The sequence below is a fragment of the Streptomyces sp. QH1-20 genome, from assembly GCF_041283565.1.
In the GTDB taxonomy this organism is placed as follows: Bacteria; Actinomycetota; Actinomycetes; order Streptomycetales; family Streptomycetaceae; genus Streptomyces; species Streptomyces syringius.
On record NZ_CP166299.1, the window covers coordinates 643,094 to 665,105 of the forward strand.

Below are 22,012 nucleotides of genomic sequence, written 5' to 3' on the forward strand. Positions count from 1 at the left end.
CGGCTGCGAACTACCAATCACGGCCTGTCAAGGCTTTTGACAGCAACACCGGTTTTCTGGTCCGCTCCTGCTCGGACCTCATCATCTCGGCGAGGGCGGCGGGGTCGGGGTCAGCCGTGGGTGAGGCGTTTGACATCGCGCAGGATGGGTGCGGTCTCGATGGCCTGCACGCCGGCCAGGGTGCCGAGCTCGTGATCGAGGTAGTGGTAGAGCTGGTAGGCATCGGCGAAGTGGCCGGTGGCGACCAGGTTGGAAGGGCCGGTGGTCGCGGCGGCAAAGGGGATCTGGGGGTGGGCCGCGAGGGCTCTGCCGACGGCGCCCAGGGCTCCGGGCGCGATGCGGAGCCAGAGCCGTACCAGCATCTGCTGGCCCAGGAGTTCAGGGTCGATGTCGGTGACGAAGCGCAGCGCCCCGGACGTGCGCAACCGCTCCAGCCGGCGGCTGACGCCTGCTGCTGAGCGGCCGGTGGCCTCGGCCAGCTCGGGAAGGGTGGCGCGGCCGTCATGGGCGAGGGCGGACAGCAGTTTGTTGTCCACGGAGTCCAGTTCGACGGGCTCGGCAGCGGGGTGGGTCGGCGTGGGCAGCGCCTGGGTGCTGCCGGGGGGCGTCTCGGGGGCGGGCGAGGTGTCCTCGGGTGCGGTACCGAAGATGTGCAGGAGGCAGTGCGCGCTGACGGAGACCACGCGAGGGGTGTTGGGGAGCTTCTCCAGCAGCAGGACGTCGCGTTCGCGGGCGGAGCGGATGTCGACGGCGCAGTTCAGCTCGGTGCCTCCGGACGCGATCTGTACCCAGGACGTGTCGGTGCGGCGGGCCAGCGCATCAGCGATCTTGGCTGAGGCGTTCGGGGTGCAGTTCAGGCGCAGGAGCCAGCGGGTCAGCCCGACGTACTGAGGTACCAGCTGGCCGGAAACGCGCAGGCCGCGTTCGCGCAGGCGGCGGAAGCGGCGGGCGACGGTGTGCTCGGAGACTCCGGCGCCGTGGGCGATCTGGCTGAAGGGTGCGCGGCCGTCGCGCCTGAGTTCCTGGACGATCCGTTGATCGACCTCGTCAAGGATGCTGGAATCCATTGTTTCCTCCCGGTCGTATGCCAGATCTTTGCGTGAACAAGGGTATGGGGCGAGGATCCACACCGGTGGCCTGAAGGGTGGAGGCATCCCGCTCACCCAGGGGGGCGACGGAGTGATCCGTCGGGCCCCTGGGGTGTGCGGAGTGCAGATCCGAATCCAGGAAGGCATTTCCATGACGTCGACCCCCGCCCCTGCCACTGCTGAGCGTCCGCTGCGTATCGCCGTGCTGGTGGCGAGCACCCGCGAGGGGCGCTTCGCTCCGACCATCACCGCCTGGTTCACCGGCCAGGCCGCCCTGCACACCGATCTGAGCGTCGATGTGATCGATCTGGATGTCGACCGGCTGCCGATGCACCTGACCGCCGAGCGGCCCGCCGAAGTCACGGCGATGGCCGGACGGCTGGCGGCGGCCGACGGCTTCGTGGTCATCACGCCGGAGTACAACCGGTCCTTCCCCGCCCCGCTGAAGGCGGCCATCGACTGGTACCAGACCGAATGGCAGGCCAAGCCCGTCGGCTTCGTCACCTACGGCGGCGTCTCGGGCGGCCTGCGCGCCGCGGAGCAGCTGCGGCTGGTCTTCGGCGAGTTGCACGCCGCCCCGATCCGCGAGGTCGTCACCTTCGCCAACTACCCCGAGCGCTTCGACGCCGAAGGCCGCCCCACCGACGAAGGCTGCAACATCGCGAGCAAGGGCCTGCTGGAACAGCTCACCTGGTGGGCCCGGGCGCTGCGCACCGCCCGCGAGGCCCACCCCTACGCCTGACCCGAGCCCAAGCCGCAGGACGGTCCCGGCCTTCCGTGATCTTCCCTTGGGCCCCGGAGCCGTCCTGCTGTCACCTCTCTCCACCAAGGACGTTGCTGTGTCCGTATCCACCTCCGCGCAGGCGGACCCCAGGCGCTGGACGGCGCTGGTCTTTGTCTGCCTGGCCCAGCTGATGGTCGTTCTCGACGGCACGATCATGAACATTGCCCTGCCCTCGGCCCAGCACGACCTGGGGTTCTCCGACGGCGCGAGGCAGTGGGTCGTCACCGCCTACGCCCTCGCCTTCGGCGGGCTGCTGCTGTTCGGCGGCAGGCTGGGAGACCTGTGGGGCCGCAAGCGGGCCTTCGTCACCGGCGTGATCGGGTTCGCCGCCGCCTCCGCACTGGGCGGAATAGCACTCAACACCGCGATGCTGATCGGGGCGCGGGCCCTGCAGGGCGTCTTCGGCGCGCTGCTGGCCCCGGCCGCGCTGTCGCTGATCTCGGTGATGTTCACCCAGACCAAGGAACGCGCCAAGGCGTTCGGGATCTACGGCGCGCTGGCCGGCGGCGGCGCCGCGATCGGCCTGCTGCTGGGCGGGGTGCTCACCCAGTACCTGAACTGGCGCTGGACCCTGCTCGTCAACATCATCTTTGCCGCCGTCGCCGCCCTCGGCGCGCTGGCCGTCCTGCCCGGACGCAGCAGCGACCGCCCGCGCGGCGCCCGTCTGGATGTCCCCGGGGTGCTGCTGGCCTCACTCGGGCTGGTCGCCCTGGTGTACGGGCTGTCCACGGCCGAGACGCACGGCTGGGCCTCGGCCGCCACCCTGGGCCTGATCGGCGCCGGTGTCGTGCTGCTGGCCGCGTTCGTAGTGCTGGAGAGCAGCCTCAAGTCCCCGCTGCTGCCGCTGCGGGTGGTGTGGGACCGCAACCGCGGCGGCGCCTACCTCGCCATGGGCCTGGCCGTGATCGGCATGTTCGGCCTGCTGCTGTTCCTCACCTTCTACCTGCAGAACGTGCTCGCCTTCAGCCCGCTGCAGTGCGGTGCCGCCTTCTTGCCCATGACCTTGGGCATGGTGGCCGGCTCCACCCGGATCGGCCCCCGCCTGGCCCCACACATCGCGGTGCGCGCGCTGATGGCCCCCGGCTTCCTGCTGGCCGCCGCCGGCCTGGCCTGGCTCACCCAGATCACCCCCGCCGGCTCCTACGCCACCGTGGTGCTGCCCGGCCTGCTCGTCATCGGCCTGGGCCTGGGCACCGCGTTCATGCCCGCCTTCAGCCTGGCCGCCCAGGGCGTCGCACCCCAGGACGCCGGCGTCGCCTCGGCCATGGTCAACACCTCCCAGCAGATCGGCGGCGCGATCGGCACCGCCCTGCTCAACACCATCGCCACCGACGCCACAGCCACCTACACCCGCCGCCACCCCGGCACGCAGCCGGGCGGCCCCCTGCACGACGAGGCCCTGGTCCACGGCTACACCACTGCCATGTGGTGGGCCGTCGGCATCCTCACCCTCGCCGCCCTGGCCGCCGCTGCCTTGATCACCCACCACCCGCGCCGCGCCGCGCACGCCGAAGACGGCCAGCAGGCCCGGCACAAGCGCAGCCGCGCCACCGCCGAGCACACCTGACCCCCGCCGCCCCGCGTGCGGCCCCACGCCGCCCACCCACCGAAGCAAGGAAAGAAGCTATGGCGATCCGCCGTGTCATCACCGGTCACCACGAGAAGGGCCAGGCGGTCGTGGTCCGGGACGAACAACTTCACCCGTAGCCGGCAGCGTATGCCGTCCGAGCAGCACTGTTGGTGATCTTCACTCCAGGGGGGTGAGATCGACGGTATCCCTGAGGCGCACCGTGGCGGTGTGCTGTGCTGAGGATCGGCCGGCGAGACCCGCGGGCCGGCGAGGTGACTATCGCCCTGCTCCGTCGCCGGTCTCTCGTTCTGCATTGCGGTCCGGGGTGATCACCCCTCGAAGCCTGCGAGGAGGCCGTGATGGATTCGGTAGGTCGGGCATTGCTTCCCGGACACGTCCTGAGGGCGGCAGATCAGGGCCGGGCTCCGTTCCCCCTGGGGCCCAAGGGGTTGGGGACCTCGGCGGCTCGTATCGGCCGGCCATCCCCGTCCCCGGCCTCGGAGCCTTCCCGGGGATCGGGCGTGCCTGCTCTGTACTGTCCGGGACCGGTGCGGGTGGACGAGCCTCTGGGGGCTGAGGTCAACGAAAGGCTGCTCGCCTGGGTGCGACGAGTGGGGATTTTCCCAGGGCAACTCGACAGGGTCCGCGCCTGTGATTACGGCCGCTACGCCATGCTCATCCATCCCGACTGCGACGACCCTGACCGGCTCCTGCTGGCCGCGCAGTGCATGGCGGCCCTGTTCGCGGTGGACGACTACTACTGCGATGACGAACGCACCGGATCCGACACCGCATTGGTCGGAAACCGTCTCACGCTCGCTCAGACGGCTCTGGACCCCGCCTACCTGGTGGGCAGCTGGGGATACCAGGAGCAGCTCGAGCAGACGCTCACCTCGGATCCCGTCCTGGTGGCGCTGCGGTCCTACATCGACAGGGTCGCCGGCTTCGCCACCCCCGCACAGGTGGGCAGGGTCCGCCACGAGACCGTGGCCATGTTCGTGGCCATGAACGGCGAAGCCGGCTGGCGAACCACCCAAACGACTCCCGCTGTGTGGGAGTACCTGGCGGCACGGCAGGTCAACAGCTTCCTGCCGTGCATGACACTGATCGACGTGATCGGCGGATACGAGCTGCCCGCTACGCTCTACGCCCACCCGCCGGTACGACGGGCGACCATGCTGGCGGCCAGTGCCAGCATCGTCCTCAACGACTTGTACTCGATGGCCAAGGAGTCCGAACCCGGCATCGGCGACGGCGGCCTGCCCGACGTCATCGCCGCCGAGCGTGGCTGCACCACGCGGGAAGCAGTCCACCTGAGCGCCGACTATCACGACCGGCTCGTCCACAGCTTCGAAGCCGCACACAAGGAACTCACCGCCACCATCCCCTCACCGGAACTCTGGCGCTACCTCGACGGACTCCACGCATGGCTCGGCGGCAACCACGAATGGCACGCCACAACCGGCCGCTATGCCACCAGCGCATAAGGGTCCGCGCAGGCGGTACAGCGGACCGGACGAGAAGCCGGCCCACGTGGCGGACCGTGGTCGCCACATGGTCGGCCTACGAGGGCTGCCGGTGCGAGACACCGACCGGGAGATCCCGGTGGCGGCCCCGGACCGCGTCCCGGACACGCACACCCCGACAGCCCCCGACACGCAGGGCCCACGCGACCTCGCACCGCGGAAGGCTCGCCGCTGCCTGCCCTGCCCCTCAGACAGCGCTGAGTGGATGGGCCGCCGTCGCGGAGCGCGGCGGCCAGGCGCACGGGGCCAGGATGCCGAGGACGTAGGCGCGGGCGACGAGGGCCGGGCGGGTCGCCGCCCCCAGGACATGCCGCAGGCGGCTGAGGTGGTAGTCGACCGTCTGCCGGGACAACTGCAGCGAAGTGGCGATGTCGCCGTTGCTGCTGCCCTCCGCCAGGAGGGAGAGGATGCGGACCTGCGCGGCGGTGAGCGGCGCATGCGCCTCGTGGGCGAGGCTCTGGTGGGTGACGACGGCCCAGACGTGCCGGGCCCGGGTGCCGGAGTGGCCGATCGTCGTCAGGTGGAGCCGCGCGCGGCGCCGCAGCCCCTGGGCGTCCACGAGCACCGCGGATGTCTCGAACCTTCTGGTGCGGCGCGCTATCAGGCCGTTCCAGCGCCGGTGCAGCCGGTCGAGATCGGGTTCCGGGGCGAGCAGGGTGTGCGCGCGGCGGCCGACCAGGTCGTGCGGGCTGAGCCGGAACAGTTCGGCCGCCGCCGCGCTCGCCTCGACCACGCGCCCGTTCGCCGAGAGCAGCGCGCAGGGCAGGCCGCTGTGGTCGCGCAGGGCCTCCAGGTTCTCCTCGGCCTCCTGCCACTGGACCGTGGCGCGCAGGTGGTCCGTGACGTCCACGTAGATTCCGGCGACGCAGGTCTGCGCGTTCTCCCGTACGGGAAAGCGGTGGCCCACCACCCGGCCCGCGCTGCCGTCCTGGCGCCGGTAGCCGAGGGTGTGCCGTAACGGCGTACCCCGGCTGAGGACCTCCTGGTCGAGGGTGCGGAACCGGTCGGCCTCGGCGGGCTCATCGAGGTCCTCTATGTACTTGCCGACGACCTGTTCCGGGACCGTGCCGTAGAGGTGCCCGTAGGCGTGGTTGGCCCACAGATAGCGTCCGTCCTTGTCGCGGATGAAGGCGGCGGCCGGGGCGAGGTCCACCAGGTCCGCGAAGGCCGCGTGTCCGCGCGGGGCCTCGGTGCGGGGGTCGGCGGTGTCGGCCTCCACCGCGAGGCCGCGCGCCCGGCCCTCGCCCGGGAGTCGGCTGACGTCGAAGGCGCGGCCGTCGAACCGGATCCGTCGGCGGCCCTCCTGCGGCGAGTACCCCGGGGCGGGGAGTTCCCGACGCAGCCGGTCCAGGAAGCGCCGCGCCGTGCCGGTGTCGGTGAAGGCGCCGCCTCCCTGTTCCAGCACCTGCCACGTCTCGTCGGCTTCCCACCAGAACACGGGAAGGTGCTCGAGCAGTGCCTTGAGACCGGAATCGTCCACAGCGCTCTCCGTCCGTATACGACTGGCTGACGCGCAGTCATATGACGTTGGATATCCCGCCCCCACTCCGCACATGCCCGGTACTCGGCCGGGTGCCGTCGCGCCGAAAGCTGCTGCGGAGGCGGAGGTTCCCCGGAACTCAGGCAAATGCCTGAGTCTTGGGGGTCCACGGAGGCGTCGCGGGCGGCCCTGGCCTGGTCCCCTGGAGTGAGCGGGTGAACACGCCCCGCCACGCGGGCCGGAGAGCCACCGGACTCACCGCACGTTCCCCCGCATACGGCGATCCGTCGAAAACCGGATGATTGGAGACGAACTTCAGTGAGCAAGGTGCTGTTAGTGCATGCCAAGGGTGGTCCGCCGCTCGGTCACGTCCTGTCGCGGACGGCCGCGAAGGCGGAAGTGCACCTGCTGGCGCTCAGCGCTCTTCCTCCCGCCGTGGCAGGCTCCGCCCGAAGACTGTGCGCCTCGGTCGTGACGCCTGCCGGCGCACACCGCTCCGACCTGGTGTCCCTGATCGTCGCGCGAGCCGAGGCCGTGGGCGCGGACGCGGTGCTCACCTTCTCCGAGTACGCGGTCGTGGCCGTCGCCGAGGCGTGCGAGGCGCTCGGTCTCGCGGGGGCGGGCGGCGCCTCCGCGCTCGCCCGCGACAAGCGGCTGATGCGCCGCACCTGGCAGCGACACGGTCTGCCGCAGCCCGAGTTCCGTCCCGTGGGCACCGAGGCCGACCTGCACGCGGCAGCTCGCTCCCTGCCCGGCCCACTGCTCCTCAAGGCGGCCTGGAGCGCCGGTTCCACCGCGCACCAGATCATCCGCTCCCCGCACGAGGTGTCGGCCGCCTGGGCCCGCTCCCGTGACGTGATGGCCGAATCGGCCCAGTTGGGCTACGCGGAGCTGCATGTGGCCGAGGCCGACGCGGACTACGTGGTCGAGCAGATCGTCACCGGCACCGCGTCGGACTGGTTCGACGAGCCCGGCTGGGGCGACTACGTCAGTGTCGAGGGCGTCGTGGCGAACGGCACCTTCCACCCGGTGTGCCTCAGCGGGCGGATGCCCACGGTCGAGCCGTTCACCGAACGCGCGAGCATCACCCCCGCCCTGCTGGCCCGGGACGCCCAGGACCGGATCGTGGACCTGGCCCGCCGCGCGGTCGACGCCCTCGGCCTGCGCGACTGCGGGACCCACACCGAGATCAAGCTCGGCGCCGACGGCAGCATGTGGCTGATCGAGACGGCCGCCCGGTTCGGCGGCGCGATGACCGTGCCGCAGATCGAGGAGGTCTTCGGGCTCGACCTCGTCGGCATGCTCGTCGACCACCTCCTCGGACACCCGGTCGCGTGGCCCGAGCAGGTCCTCACCCCGGCGCAGGCGCGCGGCGCGGCGGGCTCCCTCGTCGTCCTCGCGGTCGACGGCCACGGCCGGGCCTGGCCCGTCCGCAAGGTCTGGGACTTCCACGCCGTCTCGGCGGACATCACCCTCAGCCCAGGCAGCCGCCTGTCGGTGGTCGACGAGAGTTCGCTCGCCGACGGCAGTGTCGTGCCCGTGTACGACCCGGCCGCCGGTGCCAACACCATGGCGGCCCTGTGCCTGCTCTCCGCCGCCGACGCGCGGACCGTGCTCCGCGACTTCGAGACCCTGGTGGACGCCCTGCCCCGGGTGCTGCCCGCCGCTCAGCCCGAGGAGGTTTCGGCATGACCGCCCAGCTGCTCACCGGTGCCGCCGAACCGGTCACGGACCGCACGGTCGTCGGCGAGAACCTCTCCCTGCCGCTCTTCCGCACCCTCTCCGGGGTCCTGGCGGGACACCCGTACCTCAAGGTCGTCGTCGACCGTGCCGAGAACACCTGGCACCTGCTCGACACCGCCGCGCACCCCTTCCACGTCAACTACATCGCCACCCGCATTCTGGGCATGGACCTGACCGCGCTCGACGCGGACCTCGACGCCTTCAACGCCTCCGTCTACATGGACCCCGGACGTCGCTTCCTGCTCGGTGTGCTGTCCCTGCACACCGAGCAGGTCACGGACGGCCGCGAACGCACGTTCCTCGTCCTGGAGACGACCGAGGCCGACACCATGCACGGCGACCTCCTCGCGTTCTTCTACGAGTTCGTACGCGCACGGGTCGACGGCAGGCTGCCGCTGCTCCTCAAACCCGCCAACCACGGGCAGGAGGAGGAGCTGGCTGCGATCAGTGAACTGCGCGTGCCGCGCATCCTCAGCCACGAGCTCTTCGGTTCCCGTACCCGCGCCCCGCTCAATCCCGGCGAGGCCACCGGGCGGCTGCGGTTCTTCCGTACGCGCGAGGAGTACGCGGCGGCGGAGGCCGGTCTCGGCTGGGCGGACATCGTGGCCATGCCCTGTCTGCCGGACGACGTTCCCCGGGTGGCCGGATTCCTCAACACCGCCCCGATCACCCCGCTCTCGCACACCAACGTCCTCGCCTCCGGCTGGGGCATTCCCAACGCGATCGTGCGCGACCTGGAACAGCTCGTCGACAAGGACGGCCTGGACGGCGCGTGGGTCCGCTATCGCGTCCGCGAGGACGAGATATCCCTCGAGCGGCTCGATCACGCACCCGACCTGCGGGCTCCGGCCTGGCACCAGCAGCGCATACGCCTCGAACCGCCGCTGCTCGAAGACGTTCCCGTGCTGGCCCTGCACCGGCTGCGCAGCGCCGACCGCGACCGCTACGGCACCAAGGCGGCCAACCTCGGCGAGCTGCACCACGTACTCGACAGCCGCACGGCCGACCTGACCGCCTTCTACGGGCGGCCCCGCCCGCCGCGCGAGGACCTCTACGGGCATCTCGCGGCCCGCCTCGGCCTGAACGCGCCCTCCCTTGCCGAATTACGCGCCGCTGCCGCCGCCTTCGTGGCCACGACGGTCGGCGCCCCCGAAGGCGTCGCACTGCCCTTCGCGCTCCAGCAGCACTTCCTGGCCTCCTCCCCCGCCCTCCAGCAGGGCATCGGCAAGCTCAAGATGGCACTCGAACTCGACGCCACCGACGTCCTGGACTCGCTCTGCCTGCAACTCCAGCACCTGATCCGGCACACACCCGTCCCCGAGTCGGTCACCCGGCAGATCAGCCAGGCCTTTCCCGCCCCCGCCGACCCGCGCGGCCGCCTGGTGGTGCGCTCCTCGTCCAACGCCGAGGACCTTCCGGGGTTCTCCGCGGCGGGCGTCTACGACTCCGTCACCACCGCCCACGGAGCCGACGAACTCCTGGACGCCGTACGCCAGGTGTGGGCCTCACTGCTCTCGCCCCGCAGCGTGCGCCTTCGCCACCAGGTCGGCATCTCCCTGGACGACACCTACATGGGCGTCATCGTCCAGGAGTACGTCCCCGCCTCGCTCGGCGGCGTTCTGGTGACCTGCGACCCGACCCGTCGCGAGGACTTCCGCAACGTCTACCTCAACTGTTCCCCCGGCTCCCCGGAGCGGGTGGTCGAGGGTCAGGTCCTGCCGCAGCAGTACCTGTACAACACCGTGGAGGGCGGCGGCCGTACCGTCGCCCTGGGTTCCTCGGGCGACGGGCTCTCCGCCGCCACCCGCGCCCGGCTCGCCGACCTGTGCCTGACCGGGCGCCTCCTGCAGTCCCACTTCAGCGGGTCCGACGTGGACCGGCCGTTGGACATCGAGTGGCTGATGACCGACCGGGGCGACTTCCGGCTGGTCCAGGTCCGCCCGTACGCGCTGTGAGGGCGCGCTCCAGCCGGCGGGGGGCGGGCACCACCGGCCTGACCGTCACCGCCCGCCGGATCATCCGGCTCAACTACGGCTTCCAGCTGCTGTTCAACCTGCTGTGGTGGATGCCGGTGTTCTACGCCTACCAGAAGGCGGCCGGGCTGTCGGACGGGCAGATCTTCGGCATCCAGAGCATCTACTACGTGGCCTTCTGCCTGTTCGAGATCCCGACGGGCCTGATCGCCGACCGGATCGGCACCCGCAACTGCCTGCTCGCCGGCGCGGTGGTCATGACCGCGGCGAACCTGGCTCCGGTGGTCAGCGCCTCCTACACCGGCTTCCTCGTCCACTTCCTGGCCATCGCCGCGGGCCGTTCACTCACCTCGGGAGCGGCCAGCGCCTACCTGTACGACGGTCTGCGCGCCGAGAAGTGCGACGAGCACTACCTGAGGGCGGAGGGCACCGCTCGGGCGCTGGGGCTCGTCGCGAAGGTCGTGTGCTGGCCACTGGTCGGGCCCCTGATGGCCGTGGCGCATCCGACCCCGTACGTGCTCAGCGCCGCCAGCGCGGCGGGCTCCCTCGCCTGCGCCGTCGCGTTGCCCCGCCTTGCGGGGGCGGGCGCCGGTACGGGGAAGACGGACGGAGGGCGCGGGGGCGGTGCGTTCCTGCGGGACGCGGGCGCCGCGCTGCGCTGTGTCGTCTCCTCGCGATGGCTGACCCTGGTGATGGTGCAGGGCGTGGCGATCTTCACGCTCTCCCGGATCTGCCAGGTCAACCTCTTCCAGCCGATCCTGCTGGACCACGGCATCGCGGAAGCCTCGCACGGCAGTGTGATGGCGGCGATGACGGTGGCGGAGGCGGTGGCATCGGCCCGTCCGCAGTGGCTGAGCCGCCGCCTGCCACCGGTCGCCTGGGTCTCGGTCCTCAGCCTCGCGCTGGCGGGCAGCCTGGCGGCCATGACGTTCGGCGGGCCGTGGGCGGTCGTCGCGCTGCTGTGCCTGTTCGCCGCCGCGACCGGCTTCGCGTACCCCATCCAACGCAAGCTGGTGAACGACGCGGTGCCCGCGCACGCCCCGCGCGCCACGCTGCTCTCGGTCGAGAGCATCGTGGATCGCGCGGTGTGCGCACTGGCCGCGATCGCCGCGGGCGCCTATCTCGCCGCCGGGCGCCTGGATGCCTTGCTGTGGCACAGCGCGCTCGCCACGGCGGTGCTGCTCGGGGTCTTCCAACTGCTTTTGCGCAGCGGGGTGGTCAAGCGGGAGGGCGCCGGTCAAGGAGTTCGACCAGCCGGACCGGGAGAAACGCGGGCCGGTGCGGCCGACCGACCTGGTACGGCACGAAACCGAGCGAGGAAGCCGCTCTGACCTCCTCGGCCGTCTCCGCCTGATAGACCACTCGGCAGCGGCCCGAGCCGGCCTTCGCCCGCTGCCAGAGAGCGGGGGCCGGTTTGCGTTCCGCCTCGGTACGCGGGGTGAGGACGCGGTCGCCGAAGTCCTCCCAGGCGAAGGGCGCGGGCCCCCGCCAGGTGGCGTCGACCTCCTGCCGCAGTCTGGCGGCGCGCTCGGCGTCGGTCGTGCCCCAGGAGGGCGGCACATTGGTGATCAGGCCGACGGGAATGCGGCGTAGGCGCAGGGCACGCAGGTAAGAGGCCGCGCCGGGCTGATAGCCAGTGCTGCCGTCGCCGGCGGTGTGCACGAGGGTCTCGCCCAGGTCGAAGTACACGATGGGGCAGGCCCGGTCACGCTCGGCGGCAGCCGTTCTCGTGACTCCGCTCGCGTCTTCGGGCAGCGCCGTGCTCACCGTGGCGCTGAGCACGGCCCACACCAGAGCCGCGCTCAGCGCGAGGCCTGCCCGCACGGAGCCCTTGGAGGCGGATCTGTTCATAGGTCGTCGCCCTTTCGTCGTGCACACCGGTCCACGACGACTTACCCGTGCACACCGCGTGTCACCCGGGTCTCGCGGGGCCATCCTCGGAGGCCGGGGGCAGCGGGCAGCCGGCCGCGACCATCCGTAATCGGTCGCCGACTGTGCGGTCTCCATCTTCTTTCGGGTTCCGGGCTTTCGGGTTGTGGCCTTCAGGTGGCTTTGGTGACCAGTTGGTCGGCGAGCTTGCACAGGCGGCGGACCGTGCGGTCCTCCATGGCCACCGGGGCTGCCGGGGAGAGCGCGGTGCGGTCGTAGTAGGCGCCGGGGACGACCTCGGTGGCCGGGTCGCACAGGCGCACCACGCGCTCGGCGCCCTCGACGGCGGAGTCTCCCTCGTGCGCGTAGAGCGGGAGCAGAGCGGTGTCGCAGATACCGGGGTGCACGCTGACGGAGGTCCAGGGAGCCTTTTCCCGGGCGGAGACGGTCAGGGCGAGCTGGGACTGGGCGTAGGCGGCGAGCCGGGAGTAGCGCTTGGCGCGGTGGGGGTCGTTCCAGGCGATGGAAGCCGTGCGGTGCATGGCGGAGGAGACGTTGACGACGCGGCTGCCGGGGCGGGCGGACAGGGGGCCGGACAGCTCGTGGGTGAGGAGGTAGGCAGCCAGGAAGTTGACCTGGAGAGAGAGTTCATTGCCGTCGGCGGTCATGGTGTGGCGCTCGGGAGCGACGACAGCCGCGTTGTTGACCAGGACGTCCAGGACGGGGTGCCCGTCGGCGACCCGGGCGGCCATGCTCCGCACCTCGTCGAGGCGGGAGAAGTCCGCGACGGCAAGGCACAGGCGCGAGGCGTCGACTCCGGAGGCCACCAGTCGGTCCATGGCGTTCTGCCCGGTTGCCACGTCCGGCGCGTGCGCGATGACGGTGCAGCCCTGCCCGGCGAGCAATCGGGCGGTCTCCCAGCCGATTCCTGAGGTGGCGCCGGTGACCAGCACGGTCCTGGGGGCGGGCAAGACAGAAGACATGGTGATCCACTCCGGGATATGGGCAAAGACGACAGCACCCCACTGGAGGGAGGGGTCGTCGTGCGAACGAGAAGGCGTCGCCAAGCGCTCAGGGAACGCCGGCGAGCAGGTAACTGACGAGGTGCGACGGCTTCCGCCGACGGAATGCGGTGTGCTGAAGCACCGCGTTCACCGCACCGGCAGCGAACAGCGCGCAGGACTCGGCGACGCCGTATGAGGCGGCCGGTCGTCATGGCGCAAAGAGCTGTTCACGTCATTCATTCAACGAGCCCACAGCTCCGGGTTCAACCGACCCTCCGCATTCCTGACGCCGCCCTGATACGGGGTCGGCCACGGCGGTCGCACCGGGAAGTCCAGCCAGGGGGTGGGTGCATGCTCCCCCGAACCTCAGCTGCACTGCCAGGTGAACAGGGTGCGGTCGAAGCGGCGGGCGGCCAGGTCTTCGGGGCGTATGAGCCAGTACAGGGCACCGCAGTCGCCCCACATCATTCCGGCGTCGTCGTCCGAGTCGATCTGGGCGAGCAGCGTCCAGCGCAGCGCCTCCTCGTTGATGCGGGGGTCGTCGGCCGGCGGGTTGCCCAGGGCGGCTCGGGCGACCTCGGACTCCACATCGTCCTGTACCGGGTCGGCGTGGCCTCCGACGAGGTGTTCCGCGCCTGGGAGGTCCCACACGGCCTCCCGGAAGTCGTCGTCCCACAACGGGTGCTCGTCGGGCATCGGCGCGAACTCCCGGTAGATCACCGGGTGCCAGGGGTAGGGGGCCGTCGTCTCCATGCGTGCCGTCAGCCGTACTTCGGTATACGGCCGGATGCCCGCGGGCGCCGACCGTTCGACGAGGGGGACGCCCGCCGGTATGTACAGCACGCGCGCTCCCGCCTGACTGTCGGGCTCGTAGGGCGAGACCACCGCACGGCCGTCATCGAGCTGTCCGTCGAAGTAGAAGAAGAACAAGGTGCCGTCGGTCGGCAGGGCGATGTCGAGGGCCGTGGAGGGGAGCGCGGCACAGTCGAGCGAAGCGGTGAAGGTGAGGGGGCCGTGTCCCTCCCATACGGGCCATTCCTCGCCCTCGGGGAGCTCCGGCAGCCCGCCGAGCCGGCCGACGAGCGCGTCCGCCTCCGGGTCCGTGGCCTTCGTCAGCCCCAGCCCCGGCCGCAGCAGTCCGATCCACCGCTCGGCGATCTCCTCGGGCAGGTGTTCGCGGGCGAGCGTGTGGAAGGCGTCGGTGGTGTTCTGTGTCATGGGGTGATCATGCACGGGACCACTGACAACGGCCCCTATCGCGTCCTCACCACAGCGTGCTCAGGTCGTCGAGGTCGGTGAACCACTGCTCGGTGCCGTTGATCAGGCTTTCGGTGATCTCGACGGCGATCTGTCCGTCGGCGGCGAGCGTCCGGCGGGCCTGCTCCAGGTTGTTCCGGAGCACGGGGTCGTACTGGGCCGCGGCCTGCACCTCCTCGGCGTCGAGCACCTCGGCCGCCGCCGCGCGTTCGGCCTTGTCGGCTTCAAGGGCACTCTGGGCGGTCTGGATGAACGTGACGAGTTCCCTGTGGATCTGCTCGAAGTAGCCGTCCAGTGTCCCGTCCACGACGTCGGGGACGTCGTCGCGCGCCTCCGCCAGCCGTGGCACGACCACGATCATCCCCGGTCGCAGACGGTCGAGGTCGAGGCCCGGGTTGGCCTCGCGGATCGCCTGAGCGGCTCCTTCCTTCGCCGCCTCGGATGCTGTGGCCTCCACGAGCCGGGCTGCCAGGGCGGCGACGGTCTTCTCCTGCTCGACGACGACGATCGGCATCGGTGCGGTCCTTCCGGCGGTTGCATCGTGGAGGTCGTGGGCGGGAGGGAGCGGACGGTCCCTCGGGGGGCGGACGGGGTATCGGCCCCGTCGTCAGAGCACACCCTTGACATTGAGCTTCAGCCACTTGGAGTCGATGTCGCCCTCCGGGTCGATGCCGCCGCTGGTGATGTTGCCGAGCACCGCGAGCCATCGCGGGTCGACGTCGAGGTGGATCGACGGAAGGCCGCCCCTGGCACGGTTGGCGGTCACGGTCGCGGTCCTGGCCCGCACGGTGAGCGCGGCCGGGTCCGAGTCGCCGTGCTGGCGGAACTGGTTGGCGGAGACGACGGCGTCTCCGGCCACGTCGATCCGCGCTGCGGGGTGTTGGGCTGCGCCGGTGAAGGTGTTGGCGGAGACGATCGCGCTGACGTCCTGCGAGGCGTGGGCGAACGCGGTGTGGCGGCCGATGAGGTACGAGACCCGGTCGCCGACGACGGAGACGTACGGGCCGATGTGGCCGGTGCGGATGTCCGGGGTGCCGGGGCCCCCTTCGTCCCCCTCGTCGCCCCCGGGGTCGTCGCCCACCAACAGGCCGCTCCACGGAGTGTGCCCGTCGTCGTCGACGTCCTCAGGGACCCGTCGGCAGACATTGTCCTCGATCGTGGTGCGAGCGAAGACGGAGACGTGGATGCCGAGGCACCGCTCGTCCTCGTCGGGATCGGCCCGGCCGATCCGCTCGACGGTGTTGCTGTGGATCCGGGACTCCCGGCAGGCCAGCACGGCCACCCCGGTCCTGTGGTCCGGGCCGCCGGCCTCCTCGCCCTCTTCCCCGTCGTCGAACTCGGTGGTGAGATTGCGGACCGTGTTGGATCCGACGAGTGCGCGGGTAGCGCCGACGACGCGGATGCCGTTGGTGCCGACGGTTTCGCCGCACCGGTGGGTGACGATGTCCCGCAGCGTGTTGCCGACGATCACGGCGTCGGCGAGCCGGCCCCGCTCCGTGACCACGATCCCTCCCTCGCCGGCTCCTTCGATCGTGTTGTGCGAGACGTCGAGGTCGCCGGTGGGCACCCGCACGAGAATGCCCACGCCCCCGATCCGGCTGATGCGGTTGCCCGCGATGCGGGTGGTGCCGCGCAGCACGCCGGACTCGCCGCTCCGCAGGACGATCCCGTGGCCCGAGCCGGTCTCCGGGTCCGAGTCCGGGTCCGGGTCGCCGGTGACCGTGTTGTCCCGGACGGTGTATCCGCTCGCCCCCACCTCGATGCCGACCCCCTTGCTCTGCACGTGGTTGTCGGTGATGTCGAAGGAGGCCCAGGGCGAGAGGGCGCCCAGCAACCGCAGACCGGCGCCCTGCGCGAACATCACCGTGTTGCCGCGGATGGTGTTGCGGAGCATGTGGGCCGCACTGCCGCTGAACTGCACGCCCGACCACGAGCACATCAGCAGGTTGCCACTGATCTCCAGATCGGTGGTCAGCAGGTGTGCCCTGAAAACGCCGCCTTCGTCGTCCAGGTACTCCCGGGCCTCGATACCGATACGGCTCGCGATGTCGCAGTCCTGGATGCGGGTGCGCAGGGACGCGTGGAAGAGCTGGATGGCGGAGCCCTGTCCGCTGCCCTCTCCACCGCCGGTGATCAGCACGGTGAGCCGCCGGACGGTGACCACGGCCGTGATGGAGACCTTGATCCCGGGCCGGTGGCCGCTCGAGATCAGCGCGAAGTCCTCCAGGGTGACGAAGGCCGAGAGGGTGATGTCGAAGCCGCCCCTCGCACCGATGAGCAGGGTGCCGGGGCCCTGCCCGTGGACCCGCACCGACCGTGCCGCCCGCATCCGTACGGGTTCCGCGCCGAGGTGGTAGACGCCCTGCGCGAGACAGACCGTGCCGCCGTCCTCCGCGACCGAGTCCACCGCCGCCTGCACGGTCATGACACCGCTGGCGTGCGACTCGGGGGTGACAAAGACCGTGCGGTCGGGATCAGCAGAAGCCATGCTCCATGGTGTGCCGGGCCGTGGTCTCTCGCATGCCGGGGTGCTCCATCGGCGACGAGGAGCGGGGTGGGTGGCGAGTCGCACGAGGGACCACGCAGGTGAGGTGAGGGGATCGGTGTGGCTGCCTGACGGGGCAGGTCTCGCCGGGTGCGACACTCAGGTCCGGTGCACTGGAAGGGCGCGTCGTCATCGGGTGAAGAGAGGCGGTTGCATGGGTGAGGATCCGCTCATAGCGGCGGTACGGAGCGGGGACGCCAAGGCGGTGGCGGCCGCACTGGCGGCGGGCGCCGACCCCGACGCGGTTGACGAGTACGGCACTCCGGCGTTGTGTCTGGCCGTGGACGCCTTCGACCTTGCGGTCGTCGAAGAGCTGAGGATGTCGGACCGGCCGGTCCGGTTGAACCGCACCGCCGCGGACGGCCATACGCCTCTCCTGCGCGCGGTCGACCGTGGCGCCTGTGAGATCACGTCCGTGCTCATCAGCGGCGAAGCAGACCTGGGGCTCACGGACGCCGAGGGGCGCAATGCCCTGGAGCTGGCTCGGCACTGGCACCTCACGGGTACCGAAGCCGAGCTGCGCCGCAGGAGCGGCACGTCGGATCCGGTCGTCCGCAGAGCCGTCCTGGACGGGTGGGGGAACCCCTGTGAAGAACTGTCACTCGGTGGCCTGACGGTCCGCAACGGCCACACTGCGATCCTCACCGAGCTGGAGCCCCGGTACGGGATCGCACCGGGCTTCGAGGAGTTGATGGGCCGCGCCCTGACCGAGCCGGACGTCGACCAGCCGGTGTGGCCGGCGACGACGCTCACGCTCCAGGGGCGGCACGCCCCCGCCGTCTGGGCGGAGGCCGCTGCCCTGCGCGACCGCGCGAACCCTTTGGAGCGGTACTGCGGCGCCGAGGTGATGCGGCTCATCAACCTCTTCGACGAGAGCGAGGACGACCTCTTTGATGTGCCGCTCGTCGACCTCTTCCTCCCCTGGGCAGCGCGGGAGGAGGATCCACGGGTGATGCGGGCACTCACCGCCGGCCTGGCCGAGGCCATGGATCCCCGGGCCGAGCAGCCACTGCCGGCGCTCACCCGGCACCACGACCGGGAGGTCCGGCGCTGGGCGATCTCCGGCCTCCAGCGGCTGGTCGCACAGGGGAACCCCGAAGCACTGGCCACTGTCATGGCGTGCGCCCGGGACGCGGATGCCCTGATACGCGAGGGGGCATGCAGGACACTCAGCATGGCCCCCAAGGATTCCTCCGCCTCCTCGGACGCACTTGCCGCATGCCTGAACGACGAGGACGAGGCCGTACGGGTCGCGGCGGCGATCCCGCTGTTCCTGCGTGACGACCCACGCGGTGACCAGGTACTACGTGACCTCGGCACCGTCGACCACGACTCGCCCTACTTCGCGGAATTCCATAAAGTCTGGTACCACGATCGGGCGCTGCACCCCGCCGAGTGAACGTCCGACGGCCGGTGGTCCGGCGAGGGGGTCACATCCGCGACCTGATGTTTCGTCACGCCGGCCATCGCGCCCAGCAGTCCCCGATCTGAGCCGTCGGCTCGTCATCAGCGCGTGGCCCGGTCCGCTGCCTCTCGGGTGACATCGGCGTACAGACGGAAGAGGACCGGGCCGGCTTCGCTTCGGTCTCGTGCGCGCAGGGCCGCCCAGCACCGGGCGATGAGCTCCCGGGCCTGGGTGCCGGGCCAGGGCAGGGGAAGGAGCTCAGGCGGCAGCAGCGGGTCGGGCTCCATGGCGCGGGTGAGTTCGGCGGCCAGCTCGACCGCGATGGTGAGGAGCTCGGACGGGGAGAGTGAGTCGGGGCCGGTGAGCCGGTCGAGGCGGGGCCGGGTGATGCGGCTGAGGCGGTGGTAGCGGTCGGCGATCTCCTGCAAGGGCCACAGACGGCCGGCGAGTTCGGCGGGCTGTTGGGTGTCGCCCCTGCGCAGGTCCGTCGTGGTGAGCAGGGTGAGCGCGCCATGGGCGCCGAGGCGGTGGGCCGCTTCCTCGACGTACGGTTCCCAGCTGTTGGCGCAGACGTACAGTCCCCCCTGGAGCGGGGCACCCCCGAGGTGGACGAGCGTCTCGCGCAGGGCGTCCCGGGCAGCGCGCGCCGATTCCGGTACCGCGAAGGCGGCCAGGTGCCAGACACCGTCCCAGGGCGCGAGTCCGGCGTCCTGCCGGAATGCGTGCCGGAGGAAGTCCGCGTCGGGGGCGAGGGCTCGCGTGGTGTCCTCGGTCGCGTGCAGTTCCGCCTTGCGGCCGCGGCCCTCGTGGGTGAACCGACCTTCGGCCACGAGGCGTTTGACGCACAGCCGTACCTGCTGGTCGCTCATGCCCAGAGTGTTGGCGACGGTGTACAGCTCGTCCGCGGCGACGGTGCCGTCCTCGCGGATCAGCGCGTGGACGAGCATGCGGGTGGGGACCTCGACGTGGTCCGTCCCGGCGCTCACAGCTCTCTCGCTCCTCTTGTTCCGGCGGCGCGACGCATGGTGGTCACCGCGCCGAACCGAACCCCAGCAGTCCGCGCAGGTAGGGCGTTCGCTCGGTCCGCACGGCCGTGAAGCCGCGCCGCTCGTACAGGGCCCTGGCCCGCGGGTTGGTGTCGATCACATCCAGTCTGATCTCCCGGTGGCCCTGCTCCGCCGCCACGGCGGCCACTTCCTCGATGAGCAGGCTCCCGACGCCGCGGCCGCGCAGGCCGGGGTCCACGGCGATGCCGTCCATGACCAATTGCCCGGGGGCCGGGTGGCGTTCGAACAGGGCGAGGAGCGGAAGTCGGTGCAGCCCTCGCAGATGTCCGTACGCGCGCAGCACGTCGGAGGCCGATCCCCCGGTGAAGGCCCGGCCGCCGAGCTGGTAGCCGGCGAGGCCGACGAGCCGCCCGTCGAGGAGCGCGCACACCGCCCGGTCGGCGTTCAGATGGGCGGCGATGAAGGCCACCGCCTTGTCCGGCGGGTTCAGGGCGGGGCCGAGTTTGCGGCCGAACGCGTCCCAGTACAGCTCGGCGGCCCGCCGCTCGGCTCCGGCCGGAACCCCTCGCCGGATCGTCACCGGCCCCGTGCCGGTGTCCGTCGCGTCGAGTGCCATGTCCGTGCCCCCTTCTCGCTGTAACCTCGACTCAAAACTATCACCCTCTCGACGGTCGTGCTTGAAGTGATAGTTTTGATGTCCTGCCCAACCCCACCAGAGGCGGTCAGATCTCATGTCTTGGAAGATCCAGCCCCGGCGGCGCGGGCTCCGCATCATCGTGTGGTCATGCGTCGCGGTCCTGGTCGTGGCCGCCGGGCTCCTCGGTGTGGTGCTGTGGCAGAACTCCTACGACATGGACGAGCAGCGGGTTTCGATCCGTCACGGCGGCCACACCCTCAACGGCGTACTGGCCACCCCCAAGAACGGGCGCGAGCGCCACGGCCTGGTCGTGTACGTCCACGGCGACGGCCCCCTCGACGCCACCCACGACGATGGTTACAAGCCCCTGTGGGAAGCGAACGCCAAAGCCGGGTACGCCTCCCTGGCCTGGGACAAGCCCGGCGTCGCAGGCGCACCCGGCGACTGGCTCGACCAGTCCATGGACGACCGGGCCGACGAGGCAACCGCCGCCATCGCCTGGGCACGCGCCCGCCCGGATATCGACGGTGACCGGATCGGGCTCTGGGGCGCCAGCCAGGCAGGCTGGGTCCTGCCGAAGATCGCCTCCAAGACGTCCGTGAGCTTCGTCATCGCCGTCTCGCCCGCGATCAACTGGCTCCGGCAGGGCCGCTACCACCTCCTCGCCGAGCTGCGCGCCGACGGCGCGTCGGCAGCCCGCACCGGGGCCGAGGTCGCCAAGAGCGACACCACCCGCCGGTTGCTGGCACGCCGCGCGACCTTCGAGGAATACGTCAAGGCCATGGGCGGGGAAGCGGGCGGCATGACCGCCGGCCGCTGGGGCTTCATCTCCAAGAACTACACCGCGGACGCCACGCGGGACCTCCGCGCCCTGCGCGGCATACCGGTGCTGCTGACCCTCGCGGGACACGACATCAACGTGGACACCGCCGACACGGAGCGCGTCTACCGCGAGGTGCTGGACACAGGCGGCGCATTGACGGTCAAGCGCTATCCGGACGCGACCCATTCGCTGCTCAAGCAGTCCATCGAAGAGTCGGACCTCAACACCACGCTCACCGCGCTCCTCTCCCCCCGCTCACTCTTCGCGGACGGATTCCTGGAGGACCAACCACGCTTCCTCATGGCACTCGGCCGAGGCAGCGGCGCCGCACTGCCTCTCACCCGCCGGTGAGTTGACCGGTGGCACCGTGGTGGGTGGGCCGGGCCGCCAGGTCGGCCGGTGTGTGCCCCCGCAGTCACCGCGGGGGCACACACCGGGCAGGTCGTCTTCGCCCAGCCGTATCAGGCTGCGTCGGTCTTCATGTCGATGCCTTTGGCGGTGACCAGGCGGGCAGTGCCGTCGGCCAGCCGGTAGGACAGGCCCACCACAGCCGTCCGGCCCTCGGCGACCGCCTCCGCCAGGGTCCGGGAACGGTCCAGGAGCAGGTCGACGGTGTGCCGTATGTGCTCGGCGATGAAGTCCTCCTCCTCGGTACGGCCGGCCGCGTGGGCGGCGAGCACACTGGTGGTCACCCGCTCGATGACGTCCCGCACATACCCGCCCGCGGTCGTACCGTCCTGCACCGCGGACCGGGTCGCCGCGACCGCACCGCAGGAGTCATGCCCCAGCACCACGACCAACGGGCAGCCCAGCACGCTCACCCCGTACTCGATACTGCCGAGCACCTCCGGACCCGTGACATGCCCCGCCGTACGGACGACGAACAAGTCACCAAGACCACGGTCGAAAACGATCTCGGCGGCCAGACGGGAGTCGGAACATCCGAACATCACAGCGAACGGATTCTGCCCCGGCGCGACTTCGGTGCGACGCGCGGCATCCTGGTTCGGATGCTCCGGGGAACCGGCGACGAACCGCTTGTTCCCGGCCATCAACATCTCGAAAGCGCCCTGGGCAGTGAGGGAATCAGTCATGGGCGGAAGAATACGACGCGGCCCAGGGCGCCTGGATCACCCGGTCCGCCCCCCGCTCCCTCCCCGGAAGGAGGGGAAAGGGGAATGCCCTGCCATGGCCGGAAATCACCCCCGGAGCACTCCGCTGACCACGGCCGGGCGGCCGCGCCCGCGCCGCACTCCCCTGCGCTGCGGCGTGGGCAAGGACGCGCCCCTTCCCGGTGGCCT

The 22,012-nt window shown here is 71.0% G+C and carries 18 protein-coding genes; 8 read left to right on the forward strand and 10 right to left on the reverse strand.

The window, feature by feature from the left end; genetic code table 11:
- Positions 1 to 110: 110 nt before the first annotated feature.
- Positions 111 to 1,067, reverse strand: coding sequence for an Lrp/AsnC family transcriptional regulator (locus AB8O64_RS03035; protein ID WP_370417716.1), 957 nt, complete (start codon positions 1,065 to 1,067; stop codon positions 111 to 113).
- A gap of 172 nt (positions 1,068 to 1,239) precedes the next feature.
- Between AB8O64_RS03035 and AB8O64_RS03040 the strand changes: the two genes are divergently transcribed.
- From AB8O64_RS03040 to AB8O64_RS03050, 3 genes are all read left to right on the forward strand, one after another.
- Positions 1,240 to 1,830, forward strand: coding sequence for an NADPH-dependent FMN reductase (locus AB8O64_RS03040; RefSeq protein WP_370417717.1), 591 nt, complete (start codon positions 1,240 to 1,242; stop codon positions 1,828 to 1,830).
- 97 nt (positions 1,831 to 1,927) lie between these two features.
- Entirely contained in the window at positions 1,928 to 3,439 is a 1,512-nt protein-coding gene (locus tag AB8O64_RS03045; RefSeq protein WP_370417718.1) for an MFS transporter, read from the forward strand.
- 362 nt (positions 3,440 to 3,801) lie between these two features.
- Positions 3,802 to 4,929 (forward strand): family 2 encapsulin nanocompartment cargo protein terpene cyclase, encoded by a 1,128-nt coding sequence (locus AB8O64_RS03050; protein WP_370417719.1) that lies wholly within the window; start codon positions 3,802 to 3,804, stop codon positions 4,927 to 4,929.
- Between the two features lie 226 nt (positions 4,930 to 5,155).
- On the opposite strand, the gene AB8O64_RS03055 is transcribed toward AB8O64_RS03050, so the two are convergent.
- Entirely contained in the window at positions 5,156 to 6,448 is a 1,293-nt protein-coding gene (locus tag AB8O64_RS03055; RefSeq protein WP_370417720.1) for a PAS domain-containing protein, read from the reverse strand.
- A gap of 318 nt (positions 6,449 to 6,766) precedes the next feature.
- On the opposite strand from AB8O64_RS03055, the gene AB8O64_RS03060 reads away from it, so the two are divergent.
- The 3 genes from AB8O64_RS03060 to AB8O64_RS03070 are packed head-to-tail and all read left to right on the forward strand — an operon-like array spanning position 6,767 to position 11,495.
- Complete coding sequence (locus AB8O64_RS03060; protein ID WP_370417721.1) at positions 6,767 to 8,140, forward strand: acetyl-CoA carboxylase biotin carboxylase subunit family protein; 1,374 nt, start codon at positions 6,767 to 6,769, stop codon at positions 8,138 to 8,140.
- Complete coding sequence (locus AB8O64_RS03065; RefSeq protein ID WP_370417722.1) at positions 8,137 to 10,146, forward strand: PEP/pyruvate-binding domain-containing protein; 2,010 nt, start codon at positions 8,137 to 8,139, stop codon at positions 10,144 to 10,146. The genes AB8O64_RS03060 and AB8O64_RS03065 overlap by 4 nt, the downstream gene beginning before the upstream one ends.
- Entirely contained in the window at positions 10,143 to 11,495 is a 1,353-nt protein-coding gene (locus AB8O64_RS03070; protein ID WP_370417723.1) for an MFS transporter, read from the forward strand. Before AB8O64_RS03065 ends, AB8O64_RS03070 begins: the two co-directional genes overlap by 4 nt.
- Here the strand turns inward: AB8O64_RS03070 and AB8O64_RS03075 are convergent.
- The 5 genes from AB8O64_RS03075 to AB8O64_RS03095 all read right to left on the reverse strand — a co-directional run bounded on the left by AB8O64_RS03075 (position 11,383) and on the right by AB8O64_RS03095 (position 16,782).
- Entirely contained in the window at positions 11,383 to 12,015 is a 633-nt protein-coding gene (locus AB8O64_RS03075) for a hypothetical protein (RefSeq protein ID WP_370417724.1), read from the reverse strand. The genes AB8O64_RS03070 and AB8O64_RS03075 overlap by 113 nt on opposite strands.
- A 191-nt stretch (positions 12,016 to 12,206) precedes the next feature.
- Positions 12,207 to 13,016, reverse strand: a complete 810-nt coding sequence (locus AB8O64_RS03080; RefSeq protein WP_370417725.1) for an SDR family NAD(P)-dependent oxidoreductase — start codon at positions 13,014 to 13,016, stop codon at positions 12,207 to 12,209.
- A 387-nt stretch (positions 13,017 to 13,403) separates the two neighbouring features.
- Positions 13,404 to 14,255, reverse strand: a complete 852-nt coding sequence (locus AB8O64_RS03085; protein ID WP_370417726.1) for a YwqG family protein — start codon at positions 14,253 to 14,255, stop codon at positions 13,404 to 13,406.
- 46 nt (positions 14,256 to 14,301) lie between these two features.
- Complete coding sequence (locus AB8O64_RS03090) at positions 14,302 to 14,808, reverse strand: hypothetical protein (protein WP_370417727.1); 507 nt, start codon at positions 14,806 to 14,808, stop codon at positions 14,302 to 14,304.
- Positions 14,809 to 14,901: 93 nt separating this feature from the next.
- Complete coding sequence (locus AB8O64_RS03095; protein WP_370417728.1) at positions 14,902 to 16,782, reverse strand: right-handed parallel beta-helix repeat-containing protein; 1,881 nt, start codon at positions 16,780 to 16,782, stop codon at positions 14,902 to 14,904.
- 211 nt (positions 16,783 to 16,993) lie between these two features.
- Between AB8O64_RS03095 and AB8O64_RS03100 the strand changes: the two genes are divergently transcribed.
- A complete protein-coding gene (locus AB8O64_RS03100; RefSeq protein WP_370417729.1) occupies positions 16,994 to 18,238 on the forward strand; it encodes a HEAT repeat domain-containing protein in 1,245 nt (414 codons plus the stop codon).
- 107 nt (positions 18,239 to 18,345) lie between these two features.
- On the opposite strand, the gene AB8O64_RS03105 is transcribed toward AB8O64_RS03100, so the two are convergent.
- Together AB8O64_RS03105 and AB8O64_RS03110 are read right to left on the reverse strand one after the other, a co-directional pair.
- A complete protein-coding gene (locus tag AB8O64_RS03105; RefSeq protein WP_370423777.1) occupies positions 18,346 to 19,191 on the reverse strand; it encodes a PaaX family transcriptional regulator C-terminal domain-containing protein in 846 nt (281 codons plus the stop codon).
- Positions 19,192 to 19,273: 82 nt separating this feature from the next.
- Positions 19,274 to 19,867, reverse strand: a complete 594-nt coding sequence (locus AB8O64_RS03110; protein ID WP_370417730.1) for a GNAT family N-acetyltransferase — start codon at positions 19,865 to 19,867, stop codon at positions 19,274 to 19,276.
- Between the two features lie 115 nt (positions 19,868 to 19,982).
- Here AB8O64_RS03110 and AB8O64_RS03115 point away from each other — a divergent pair, with 115 nt between their 5' ends.
- Positions 19,983 to 21,062, forward strand: a complete 1,080-nt coding sequence (locus tag AB8O64_RS03115) for an alpha/beta hydrolase family protein (protein WP_370417731.1) — start codon at positions 19,983 to 19,985, stop codon at positions 21,060 to 21,062.
- A gap of 110 nt (positions 21,063 to 21,172) precedes the next feature.
- Here AB8O64_RS03115 and AB8O64_RS03120 read toward each other — a convergent pair whose 3' ends face one another.
- Positions 21,173 to 21,805 carry a carbonic anhydrase gene (locus tag AB8O64_RS03120; RefSeq protein ID WP_370417732.1) on the reverse strand — a complete coding sequence of 211 codons (633 nt, stop codon included), beginning with the start codon at positions 21,803 to 21,805 and terminating at the stop codon, positions 21,173 to 21,175.
- Between the last annotated feature and the right edge of the window lie 207 nt (positions 21,806 to 22,012).

What these genes read in the sequence shown, in the direction of transcription:
- AB8O64_RS03035 (WP_370417716.1), bottom strand. Translation starts at nt 1,067, where the DNA reads ATGGATTCCAGCATCCTTGACGAGGTCGATCAACGGATCGTCCAGGAA.
- AB8O64_RS03040 (WP_370417717.1), top strand. Translation starts at nt 1,240, where the DNA reads ATGACGTCGACCCCCGCCCCTGCCACTGCTGAGCGTCCGCTGCGTATC.
- AB8O64_RS03050 (WP_370417719.1), top strand. Translation starts at nt 3,802, where the DNA reads ATGGATTCGGTAGGTCGGGCATTGCTTCCCGGACACGTCCTGAGGGCG.
- AB8O64_RS03065 (WP_370417722.1), top strand. Translation starts at nt 8,137, where the DNA reads ATGACCGCCCAGCTGCTCACCGGTGCCGCCGAACCGGTCACGGACCGC.
- AB8O64_RS03075 (WP_370417724.1), bottom strand. Translation starts at nt 12,015, where the DNA reads ATGAACAGATCCGCCTCCAAGGGCTCCGTGCGGGCAGGCCTCGCGCTG.
- AB8O64_RS03080 (WP_370417725.1), bottom strand. Translation starts at nt 13,016, where the DNA reads ATGTCTTCTGTCTTGCCCGCCCCCAGGACCGTGCTGGTCACCGGCGCC.
- AB8O64_RS03085 (WP_370417726.1), bottom strand. Translation starts at nt 14,255, where the DNA reads ATGACACAGAACACCACCGACGCCTTCCACACGCTCGCCCGCGAACAC.
- AB8O64_RS03090 (WP_370417727.1), bottom strand. Translation starts at nt 14,808, where the DNA reads ATGCCGATCGTCGTCGTCGAGCAGGAGAAGACCGTCGCCGCCCTGGCA.
- AB8O64_RS03095 (WP_370417728.1), bottom strand. Translation starts at nt 16,782, where the DNA reads ATGGCTTCTGCTGATCCCGACCGCACGGTCTTTGTCACCCCCGAGTCG.
- AB8O64_RS03100 (WP_370417729.1), top strand. Translation starts at nt 16,994, where the DNA reads ATGGGTGAGGATCCGCTCATAGCGGCGGTACGGAGCGGGGACGCCAAG.
- AB8O64_RS03105 (WP_370423777.1), bottom strand. Translation starts at nt 19,191, where the DNA reads ATGCTCGTCCACGCGCTGATCCGCGAGGACGGCACCGTCGCCGCGGAC.
- AB8O64_RS03110 (WP_370417730.1), bottom strand. Translation starts at nt 19,867, where the DNA reads ATGGCACTCGACGCGACGGACACCGGCACGGGGCCGGTGACGATCCGG.
- AB8O64_RS03115 (WP_370417731.1), top strand. Translation starts at nt 19,983, where the DNA reads ATGTCTTGGAAGATCCAGCCCCGGCGGCGCGGGCTCCGCATCATCGTG.
- AB8O64_RS03120 (WP_370417732.1), bottom strand. Translation starts at nt 21,805, where the DNA reads ATGACTGATTCCCTCACTGCCCAGGGCGCTTTCGAGATGTTGATGGCC.